This is a genomic window from Streptomyces sp. NPDC093085 (genome assembly GCF_040683935.1).
Classification (GTDB): Bacteria; Actinomycetota; Actinomycetes; order Streptomycetales; family Streptomycetaceae; genus Streptomyces.
The window spans coordinates 475,601-486,072 of record NZ_JBFBFB010000005.1 but is presented as its reverse complement, the minus strand read 5'-3'; the positions used below and the strand labels follow the sequence as shown (position 1 = coordinate 486,072).

At 71.7% G+C, this 10,472-nt stretch carries 9 protein-coding genes and 1 rRNA gene; 3 read left to right on the top strand and 7 right to left on the bottom strand.

Annotation, left to right across the window (positions count from 1 at the left end):
* Positions 1-87, top strand: a 5S ribosomal RNA gene (gene rrf, locus AB0O07_RS18735); the annotation flags it as partial.
* Between the two features lie 124 nt (positions 88-211).
* Entirely contained in the window at positions 212-769 is a 558-nt protein-coding gene (locus AB0O07_RS18730) for a GNAT family N-acetyltransferase (protein ID WP_365634222.1), read from the top strand.
* On the opposite strand, the gene AB0O07_RS18725 is transcribed toward AB0O07_RS18730, so the two are convergent.
* Positions 756-1,394: a TetR/AcrR family transcriptional regulator gene (locus tag AB0O07_RS18725; RefSeq protein WP_365634220.1), complete on the bottom strand. Its 639-nt coding sequence runs from the start codon at positions 1,392-1,394 to the stop codon at positions 756-758. The genes AB0O07_RS18730 and AB0O07_RS18725 overlap by 14 nt on opposite strands.
* Before the next feature lie 185 nt (positions 1,395-1,579).
* Between AB0O07_RS18725 and AB0O07_RS18720 the strand changes: the two genes are divergently transcribed.
* Positions 1,580-2,344, top strand: coding sequence for an MBL fold metallo-hydrolase (locus AB0O07_RS18720; protein WP_365634217.1), 765 nt, complete (start codon positions 1,580-1,582; stop codon positions 2,342-2,344).
* Between the two features lie 8 nt (positions 2,345-2,352).
* Here the strand turns inward: AB0O07_RS18720 and AB0O07_RS18715 are convergent, their stop codons facing one another.
* The 6 genes from AB0O07_RS18715 to AB0O07_RS18690 all read right to left on the bottom strand — a co-directional run bounded on the left by AB0O07_RS18715 (position 2,353) and on the right by AB0O07_RS18690 (position 10,216).
* The gene (locus AB0O07_RS18715) at positions 2,353-4,032 is read right to left on the bottom strand and encodes a type VI secretion protein (protein WP_365634214.1); all 1,680 of its coding nucleotides are present in this window, start codon (positions 4,030-4,032) and stop codon (positions 2,353-2,355) included.
* A 1-nt stretch (position 4,033) separates the two neighbouring features.
* A complete protein-coding gene (locus AB0O07_RS18710) occupies positions 4,034-5,575 on the bottom strand; it encodes an ATP-binding protein (protein WP_365634211.1) in 1,542 nt (513 codons plus the stop codon).
* A 117-nt stretch (positions 5,576-5,692) separates the two neighbouring features.
* A complete protein-coding gene (locus AB0O07_RS18705; protein ID WP_365634208.1) occupies positions 5,693-7,246 on the bottom strand; it encodes an SCO6880 family protein in 1,554 nt (517 codons plus the stop codon).
* Positions 7,243-8,583 (bottom strand): hypothetical protein, encoded by a 1,341-nt coding sequence (locus AB0O07_RS18700; RefSeq protein WP_365634313.1) that lies wholly within the window; start codon positions 8,581-8,583, stop codon positions 7,243-7,245. Before AB0O07_RS18700 ends, AB0O07_RS18705 begins: the two co-directional genes overlap by 4 nt.
* A 280-nt stretch (positions 8,584-8,863) precedes the next feature.
* Complete coding sequence (locus tag AB0O07_RS18695) at positions 8,864-9,724, bottom strand: hypothetical protein (RefSeq protein WP_365634205.1); 861 nt, start codon at positions 9,722-9,724, stop codon at positions 8,864-8,866.
* Between the two features lie 183 nt (positions 9,725-9,907).
* Complete coding sequence (locus AB0O07_RS18690) at positions 9,908-10,216, bottom strand: hypothetical protein (protein ID WP_003985768.1); 309 nt, start codon at positions 10,214-10,216, stop codon at positions 9,908-9,910.
* Positions 10,217-10,472 lie beyond the last annotated feature (256 nt).

The following is a 10,472-nucleotide window of genomic DNA, read 5'->3' as shown; positions in this document are numbered from 1 at the left end:
GGTTACATTCCGAACCCGGAAGCTAAGCCTTACAGCGCCGATGGTACTGCAGGGGGGACCCTGTGGGAGAGTAGGACGCCGCCGAACAATCATTGTGGGAATGCCCCGTACTACAGTTACTGACTGTGGTACGGGGCATTTCTGCGTTCCAGAGCCGTTCAGGCAGGGAAAACGCGTTGCGGGCGGTGTTGTGTGCGCGGAGGATCGGCGCATGAACCACGTGATACGGGCGGTACGGCCCGACGAATGGGCCAGGGCCAAGGAACTCCGGCTCCTCGCGCTCCAGGATCCGGCCGCGCCGGTGGCCTTTCTGGAGACGTACGCGGAGGCCGTGGCGTACCCGGACAGCGTCTGGCAGGAGCGGGTGTCCGGGTTCTCGGCGCGGCACGGGGCCCGCGCCGCGCAGTTCGTCGCCGAGGCTCCGGACGGGAGTTGGTCGGGGACGGTGGTCCTGCTGATCGAGGAGGCCGGGCGGGAGGACTTCCTCGGGGGGTTCGTCGAGGCGGCGCAGGGGCATCTGGTCGCGGTCTTCGTACGGCCCGAGCACCGGGGCTGCGGGGTGGTGGGTGCGCTGTTCGCGGCGGCGCTCGACTGGGCCTGGGCGCTGGAGGAGCCCCGGCTGGCCCGCGTACGGCTGTATGTGCACGACGGGAACCCGAGGGCCCGGGCCGCTTACCGCAAGCTCGGCTTCGTACCGACCGGGCAGAGTGTTCCGGTGGAGGGTGATCCGGGGGCGCGCGAGCTGGAGTTGGCGGTCACGCGTCCTTGAGGCCCGGGGCGGCGTTCTCCTGGCGGGGCCGGTGTCTCCTCGGCTCCCGCTGGATGGCGGTCAGGACGCGTTCCATGCCGAAGTGCCAGGCCTGTTCGACATCGCCGCCCAGTTGGAAGGCGCCTGCCAGCTCCATGGTGATGAATCCGTTTGCCCAGGCCACCAGCGTGCGCGCGGCCGGGAGCGCGTCGTGCGGGCCTGCTACTTGGGCGACCAGGCGCAGGAGGGTGGCCGAGGCGCGCTCGGCCCGTTCGGTCGCGCCGGCGACCGCCTGCGGGGAGGTCAGCAGCGTATAGGCGACCGGGTTGGTGTGGGCGAAGCCGCGGTAGACGGCCATCAGGGCCCGGAGGTCCGCTGCCGCGCTGTGCGCCGTCGTCTCGTCCGTCGCCTCGTCCGTCGCTCTGACCGCCGCGTCGGTGGCGGCGGTCAGTTCGTCCGTCACGTCCTCCAGGATGAGGCGGACCAGGTCGGAGCGGTTGCGTACGCGCTTGTACAGCGAGGGCGTGCGCACCCCGACGGCGTCGGCCACATCGCGCATGATCAGCGCGTCCGTGCCGCGCTCTTCCAGCAGCCGCCGGCCGGCCGCCACGATGGCGGCGGTCGAGGTCTGTGCGGGGGCGGGCATCCCGGTCTCCTGTCGCCTGTCTCCTGTCGCCTCTCTCCTGGGCGGACCTCATCGTAGGGCGTGATTCCTTTTAAGGCTAATCACTGTAGCCTTCCGAAGGCTAATGTGTGTAGCCTTGGGTTCGCGGCTCCGGACTTCGGGCTCCGGGCCCGAGACCCGGCCTACTCGGCCCCAGGAGGCAGACCATGAAGATCGCGGAGGGGCTGTACCGAATCGGCTCCGACCTCGTCAACAGCTACCTCGTCGTCGACGGGGGCGGTGTGACGGTCGTCGACGCCGGGCTTCCCCGGTACTGGAAGCTGCTCCAGGCCGAGCTGGAGCGGATCGGGCTGACGCTCGACGACATCCGCGCGCTGATCCTGACGCACGGGGACACCGACCACATCGGCTTCGCCGCCCGGCTCTCCCGGGAGAAGGGCGTGCCCGTGCTCCTTCACCCGGCCGACGCGGACCGGGCGCGGCTGGAGGTGAAGAAGCCCGCCGGCGGCTGGGGGCCGATGAAGGCCGGGCCCGTGGCGGGGTTCCTGTGGTACTCGGCGCGGCACGGGGGGCTGCGGATCCGGCCGGCCGGTGCGCTGCTGCCGGTCGAGGACGGTCAGGTCCTCGATGTGCCGGGGGCGCCCAGGATCATCCATGTCCCCGGCCACACCCCGGGGAGTGTGGCGGTGCATGTGCCGGCCGTCGACGCGCTCTTCGTCGGCGATCACATGACGACCCGTAATGTCCTTACGGGGGCTACCGGCCCGGAGCCCGCGCCGTTCACGCTGGCACCCGGACAGGCCCTGGCGTCGATGGAGCGTATCGAGGCCGTGGACGCCACCTGGGTGCTGCCCGGTCACGGCCCCGCGTGGGACGGGGGTGTCCCCGAGGCCGTACGGCTGGTGCGGGAAGCGGCGGAGCATGCGGGGAGTACCGGGAGTACGGGCGGTACGGGGCGTACGGCGGCCTAGCGGGTGCGCTAGAGGGTGTCCGGGAGGCGCTGGTGGGGCCAGCGGTCCTTGCCCTGCTGGCGGGAGCGGAGGAGGGCCAGGGTGGGCATGCCCCGGTCCTGGCCGGTGGTCAGCAGCTCCGGGACGCGGGGGAACGGGGCCACCGCCGCGACATCGTCCAGGACGAGGGACATTGGTGGGTCGAGCCGACCGTCAGATGACCGTGCGGCCATGCGGCGGCCGTGCTCGACCACGCTTGAGGTGAGTGCGGTGAGCAGCGGCATCGCACCCGGGCGGGCGCGCGGATCTTCGATCGGCTCGCCCACCACATAGAGCGTGCCCCCCTCGGTCATAAAAGAATCCAGGGCGAGGGCATCGGTTCTGTTGGGTGTGCACGCGTCCCGGATATGGACCGAGGAGAGCGCCGAGAGCGTACGGGCCGTCAACTGCTGGGCGACCTCGCGCCGTTCGGGGTGGGCGGTGAGCGCGGACTCCAGCAGTCCGGCGAGGCCGGAGGCCGCCTTGGGGTGGGTGCGGAGGATCCGTACCGCCTCCTGCGCGCCGCCGCCCTGCGCCCAGCGCAGCACCTGCTTCACCGGCCGCCCGTCCACCGCCGCCGCATGGAGCCAGCAGCGCAGCAGCGTCTCCGCCGTATCGGCCATGGCGGCGTCGATCAGGGCGTGCGGGCGTACGGGGAAGAGCAGCGTGGCCGCGCGGGTGGCGGCGGTGGCCGGGTCCTCGCACCCGGCGGTGGGCGACCAGTGGAGCCGGTCGGGGGTGTCGCAGAGGTGGCCCGGGTCGTAGACGAGGACGGGGCCGAGCTTGGCCCGGGTGTCCTTGGTCTCGGCCCAGACGGCGGGCGCCGAGGTGACGACGAGGGCGGGTCCCTCGGCCTCCAGGACGGCCTGTACGGCGGTGGGGCGCCGGGCGGCCGGGTCGCCGTAGCGGACCGGGGGGAGGGGGACGGGGAGCGGAGAGGCGGTGGGGGGCGGGAGCGCCGGGGACTCGGGCTCGGCGGGGAGCGGGGGCGCGGCCTGGGGCGCGAGGGGCGCGAGGGGGGCTGGTACGTGCTCTCCGGGCGGTTCGGGGGCCGGGGAGCCCGCTTGGCGGGGGAGGGGCATCGTGGTCGTCGTGGTGTCCTGAGGGGCCGTCAGGGGGGCCGTGTGGGGCTCCTGGGGTGCTTCCTCGGACCGCTGGGGCTGCTGAGGGTATTGGGGGTGCCGGGGTGGGGCGTGGCGGGGTGCCGGGGTCATCGGCGGGTGGCTCTGCTCGTACGGGCGTTCCTGCTGCCCGTACGGTCCGGCCTGGTCCTCCTCCGCCCCGTACCGGCGCTCCCGCTGCTCCTTGCGTCTCGCCCGGACCGCCCGGTACCGCGCCGTCACCCCCAGGACGAAGACCGACAGCACGGTCAGCACCATCAACTGGCCGATCAGCAGGCCCCAGAAGAGCCCGTATCCGGAGAGTTCGCCCGGTGGGGTGTCCGGCCAGGCGGTGGGGAGGTCGTGCGGGGCCGCGGCCAGTTCGCGCATGGCCAGGGGGGTACGGGTGAAGGTGACGCCCTCGGGCCAGTGGCCGTGGGCGAAGAGGCCGGCCAGGCCGGTGGCCGTCCAGACCAGGAGGGTCAGGCCGAAGAGGAAGCCGAGCAGGCCCACCAGGAGGCCGTCGGGGATGCCGCCGGGTCTGCGCTGTTCCTCGGGGTGGCCCGGCATGTCATGCCACCGTCGACTCGGAGGACTCGGGCTCGGACTCGGCCGCCTCGGCGTGCTGGTTGAAGGTCCGTTGCCGTTCGAGGAGTTCCACCCGCTGTTCCGCCTCCCACTCGGCGTCCCGGAGGGCGTCGTTCGGGCCCCGCTCGTGCGGTGGCTCGGTGACGACGGGGGGCCGGGGGCCGGTGCGGCGGGCCCCGGCGGCGTGGGCCGTCTGCGGTGATGCCGAGGCCGACGAGGACTCGGAGGTCTCGGTCATCGCGCGGTCGGTGAAGACGAGCGGCCGTTCCGCCTCGGTGACCAGGTGTTTGACGACCTGCACATTGCCGTTGACGTCCCAGACCGCGATGCCGGGGGTGAGCGTCGGGATGATCTCCACGGCCCAGCGGGGCAGGCCGAGGACCCGGCCGGTGGCCCTCGCCTCGTCGGCTTTCTGGGCGTAGATCGTGCGGGTCGAGGCCATCTTGAGGATGGCCGCGGCCTCCCGGGCCGCCGCCCCGTCGACCACGTCGGAGAGGTGGTGGACCACCGCCACGAAGGAGAGGCCGAGCCGGCGGCCGAACTTCAGCAGCCGCTGGAAGAGCTGGGCGACGAAGGGCGAGTTGATGATGTGCCAGGCTTCCTCGACCAGGAAGATGCGCTTCTTGCGGTCGGGGCGGATCCAGGTGTGCTCCAGCCAGACGCCGACGATCGCCATCAGGATCGGCATCGCGATCGAGTTGCGGTCGATGTGCGAGAGGTCGAAGACGATGAGCGGGGCGTCCAGGTCGATGCCGATGGTCGTCGGGCCGTCGAACATGCCGCGCAGGTCACCGTCGACCAGCCGGTCCAGGACGAGGGCGACGTCCAGGCCCCAGGCCCGTACGTCGTCGAGGTCGACGTTCATCGCCTCGGCCGACTCGGTCTTGGGGTGGCGCAGTTGCTCGACGATGTCCATCAGCACGGGCTGGCGGTCGGTGATCGACTGGTTGACGTAGGCGTGCGCCACCTTGAGCGCGAAGCCGGAGCGTTCGTCCAGGCCATGGCCCATGGCGACTTCGATGATGGTGCGGAGCAGGGCGAGCTGCCCGGTCGTGGTGATCGACGGGTCGAGCGGGTTGAGGCGGATCCCGTCGTCCAGCGCCGCCATCGCGTCCAGCCGGATGGGGGTTATCCCCAGCTCCTGGGCGATGAGGTTCCACTCGCCCGCGCCGTCCTCGCCCTGGGCGTCGAGGACGACGACCTGCCGGTCGCGGAAGCGGAGCTGGCGCAGGACGTACGTCTTCTCCAGCGCCGACTTGCCGTTGCCGGACTCGCCGAGGACCAGCCAGTGCGGGGCGGGGAGCTGCTGACCGTAGAGCTGGAAGGGGTCGTAGATGTAGCCCTTGCCGCTGTAGACCTCCCGGCCGATGATCACACCGGAGTCGCCGAGGCCGGGGGCGGCGGTGGGCAGGTAGACCGCCTGGGCCTGCCCGGTCGACGTGCGGACGGGCAGCCGGGTCGTCTCCACCTTCCCGAAGAGGAAGCTGGTGAAGGCTTCCGTGAGGATGGTCAGCGGATCTCGCACCACAGGCCCCTTTCGACTCTTCGGTTGCGGCGGTAACGGCGGCTACGACGGCTATGACTGCTACGGCGGTGGTGACGGTTGCGGCGGTGGTGGCGGAGGGGGCGGGGGCCGGGCGGGTCAGCGGCGGATGCCGGTGGCGAACGGCAGGGTGTTCACAAAGGCCCGGTGGTGCTCCCGGTCGCACCACTCCAGTTTCAGGTACGACTTGCCGGCCGAGGCTCTGATCGTCCGCTTGTCCCTGGCCAGGGCCTCGGGGGTGCGGGACGACACCGTGATGTACCCGACGAGGTTGACCCCCGCAGCACCGCTGGCGAGATCTTCACCCCGCTGGTCCAGCCGGCCGTGCGCGGCGATGTCGCGGGGGTCGACCGTGCGGTTCATCTTGGCGGCGCGGCTCGCCTCCGCGTCGTCGTTCGTCTTCTCCGTCAGCATCCGCTCGATGGCGATCTCGGTCGGTTCGAGGTCCATGGCGACCGAGACGGTCCGGATGACGTCCGGGGTGTGGACGAGCAGCGGCGCCAGGAAGTTGACGCCGACCGGGGTCATGGGCCACTCCTTGACCCAGGCGGTGGAGTGGCACCAGGGTTCCCGGGTGGCCGACTCGCGCGTCTTGGCCTGGAGGTATGTCGGCTCCATGGCGTCCAGCTCGGCGGGCCAGGCGTTTCGTTTCGTCATGGCCTGGATGTGGTCGATCGGGTGGTCCGGGTCGTACATCGAGTGCACCAGGGAGGCGAGCCGGGCCTGGCCGAGGGGCTGCCGTACCCGGATGTCGGCCTCGGCGAGCCGGGCGCAGATGTCGGTGAGCTCGCGGGCCATGACGACGGCGAGGCCCGCGTCCCGGTCGAGCCGCTTCGTACCGGCGGCCTGGCGGGCGGCGCGGGCCATGGCCTGGCCCTCGGCGGCGAGTTCGCGGGTGTAGTGCATGCAGGCGACGAGGTACGCGCGGTGCTGCTCGCTGGAGGTGGAGACCATCGACTGGAGCTGGTCGTACGAGTCCTGGAGCCAGCCGGGGGACTTGGCGTCGCCGCGCTGGGCGACGTCCTTCTCGTGCGCGTCGGGGTCGGCGGGGAGCGTGCGGGCGAGCATCTGGAGGCGGGTGACGAAGCCGTCGCCGTTGGCCACGTGCTTGAGGAGGGTGCCGAAGCGGTCGACCAGGGCCTCCTGGTCCTCGCTGTCGCGCAGGCCGACGCCGGGGCCCTCGATCTCGATGGCGGCGGTGACGGTGCGGCGGTCGGCGTGGAGGAGGACGGCGATCTCGTCGGGGCCGAAGGGGGCGGCCAGCCAGTTGATCCGGCCGATGCCGGGGGGCGGGCCGACCTCGACCTCGCGGCCGTCGGCGCGGGTGCCGGCCTCCATGGCGGCGGAGCGGTAGACGGTGCCGCTGCGCAGGGTCCGCTTGTAGCTGCGGTTGATCTCGAACCACTTGTAGAAGGTGCGCTGCTTGTACGGCACGTAGACGGCGGCGAGGGCGAGCAGCGGGAAGCCCGCGAGCGTCACGATGCGCACGGGGAGGGAGGGCACCAGGAGGCCGCACATCATGCCGAGGAAGCCGCCGGCGACGATCAGGGCGATCTCGCCGGTCTCCCGGTTCTTGCCGACGATGGCGTTGGGCCTGGCGCGGCCGATGAGATACGTACGGCGGGGCGCGATGGGCTGGGCATGGGTGGTCAACGCCCTCCACCTCCTGTGCTGTTGTTGCCGTTACCGGTGGAGCGGGAGCCGCGGGCGCTGTGCGGGGTGGAGCTGGTGGGGCTGCTGGAGCGGGGTGGGGGCGTGACGGTGGGGAGGGGGGCGCTGATTCCGCCGCCTCCGCCGCCTGAGGAGCCGCCGGAGCTGCCCCGGGAGCTGTGGGCGGCGACGCCGCCGGAGACCGGGTTGGCGGGGCGGGCGCCCCCGCCGCCGCTCGCGCCGTCGCCCTGGCCGCCGCGCCCGCTGTGGGTCTTGATGCCCTGGGAGACGAGGGCGGCGGGGGAGCTGATGAGGGCGGCGGCCTGGGAACCGTCGGTGGCCTGCTTGCGGTTGGTGCGGGCGGCGGCGATCTCGTCGCCGAAGCCGGGCACGAAGCGGTAGATCATCGCCGAGGCGAAGATCGCGAGGATGATGATGGCGAGGCCGGAGACGACGGCGGAGAGCGCGTCGGGGCCGCTGTCGGCGGCGAGCGCGCCGGCCAGCGCGAGGACGATCACGATCACCGGTTTGACCATGATCACGGCGATCATGATCCCGGCCCAGCGGCGGACGTGGCCCCACATGTTCTTGTCGACGAGGCCGGCGTAGACGACGGTGCCGAGGAGCGCGCCGACGTAGAGGAGCGCGGCCCTGATGACCAGTTCGAGCCAGAGGACTCCGGCGGCGAGGATCGACACGAGCGAGACGACGATCAGCATGATCGGGCCGCCGCCCATGCCGTCGCCCTTCTTGAGGGCTTCGGAGAAGCCGCCGAAGAAGACGTCGGTCTGGCCGCCGCTGGAGGAGGAGATGACCTCGGTGACGCCGTCGGTCGCGGAGACGACGGTGTAGAGGACGAGCGGGGTGAAGGCGGAGGCGAGGACGGTCAGCCAGAGGAAGCCGATGGCCTCGGAGAGCGCGGTGGTGAGCGGGACGCCGCGGATGGCGCGCTTGGCGACGGCGAGGAGCCAGAGGACGAGGGTGAGGATGGTGGAGGCGGCGAAGACGATGGCGTACTGGCGGAGGAAGGCGGCGTTGGTGAAGTCGACGTTGGCCGTCTCCTTGACGGCCGCGCTGAGCTTCCCCACGATCCACGCGGCGGCGTCACCGCAGCCGCGGGCGAGGGAGGCTAGGGGGTCGAGGGCGTCGGTGACGCTGGGGGTGCCGCCGAGCCCCGGGGAGTCGGAGTCGCCGTTCTCGCAGTACTGCTTGGAGAGCCCGGTCAGCGCCGAGCAGTCGACCTTGTCGTCGCCCGACGAGCCGGAGGGGGTGGGGGACGGGGTCGGCTCCGCCACGGCACGGGCGGCGAAGAGCAGGAGCGTGGCCTGGAGGCCCGCCAGGACGGTGGCGACGGAGCGGACGCGGCGCGGCGCGCCGTCGCGGGCCCGGGTGGCGTTGGACCGGTCGGCTGTCGACCGGTTGGCTGTCCACCCGTCGGCGGTCGGTCGGCCGGCTGCCGGCCGGTGGCGGGCGGGGGCGACCGGGGCGCGGTCGTGGATCCGGGGGACCCCTGTGCCCGGACGGACCTGAGCGGCTGCGGGGGCACCGCCCCGGGGGGCGGGTGAGCGACCGTGGGCCGGGGCGCCCGTCGGGCCGTCGCCGGCCCGGGCGAGCGGGGAGCTACCTGGCATAGGTGAAGCCTCCGTACTGCTCGACAGCCTTGCTCATCTCGTCGGCCGTGGAGGCCGCGACATCGCCGGGGACCGGCGCCGGGCCGTCCTTCTGCGACTCCGAGACGATCTTCCAGTCGTCATCGAGCCACTTCAGTTCGAAGGTGCCCGTCTGCCAGGTCGTCCGTACCGGATCCGTCGAGTCGGGCCCCGACATCCCGATCAGCCCCGTGTACCAGACCGACACCTTCGCCGTCTCCCCCGACAGGCTCTCCACCTTTGTGCCGACCGGGATCGTCCGGGAGATGAAGTCGCTGCCCTGGGGTGGGGTGCCGTTGGCGTCCAGGCCTAGTTTCTGGAGGAATTCGGGGGAGTACGCCTTGTCCTGGGGGGGCTTCAGGCGGGCGGCGGCCTCGGGGGTGTAGAGGGTGTCGACGATGGTGTGCCGGGTGGACCGCTGGAACATGCCGTCCGAGCCGAGTACGACCGCGTAGTTCGCCGCCGCGCTGGCCGCGCCCTGTTCGTTCTTGGCGAAGCCGGTCGGGATGGTGCCGTTCCTGCCCGTCACCGGCTTCACGCCGGTCGCCGCCGTCGGGTCGGCGCCCGGGCCCGCCGTGCCCTTCGTACCGTCGCCGCCGGACTGGTCGCCGCCGCCCCGGTTCACGAACGCGATGGCGGCGATGAGCAGGACGACCACGCCCACCACGGTGACGAGGGAGCGCGAGGCACGCGGCGGGCGGCGCTGGCCGTCGCCGTACGGGTCGGTGCCTCTGGCCTCCGGCAGCCGGGTACGGGTCTGGCCCGTGCCGCCGAAGCCGTCGCCCTTGCGGCCGGAGTCGCCTCCGTAGCCGTGCTCGTCGCCGAAGCTCATGCCGGGTGCGCTCCCTCAGCCGTGTGCGATTCCGCGTAGTACGACGGTAGCCGTGCTGGTTCCCGCGCGGGCGCGGTGTGGTGACTCGACATCAGGGTGACGCAACCTCGACGGGTGGATGCGACGGACAGGTGGGGTTGAGGGACGGGCAAGGGGGAGGGGGAGGAGGGGGCGTCGGGGGTGCTAGACGGCCATGCCGTACACGATCGTGAAGAGTGTGCCCAGCGAGCCGATGATGAAGACGCCGGTCAGCCCGGCGACGATCAGGCCCTTGCCCTGCTCGGCGCTGAAGGTGTCCCGGAGCGCCGTCGCCCCGATGCGTTGCTTCGCCGCGCCCCAGATGGCGATACCGAGGCAGAGAAGGATGGCCACGGCCATCACGACCTCGATCATGACGCGGGCCTCGTTCCCCAGTGTCCCGAAGGGCCCCCAGTTGGGCGCGATGCCACCGATGATGGTGGTGATGTCGCCCTTTTCGGCCGCCAGGTACATGTAACTCACCGCCCCTGTTGGGTCATTCACGCCCGTACCCCATGGCACGGGTCACGCTCTATCTTCGCTGATGGAACCGGCCACGTACGCCGCTTGGCTGCTCTCTTTACCCGATCCCCGCACAGATGACCGACCCGGGGCGCTGACCTGCCACGGATCGGTGGATGCGGGTACGCGTATGGTTACTCTGTGTATCACGAGGCGTGACTCCGGGCAATGACTGTCGTTGTTACACCTTTATGGTCTCCCTCACTCC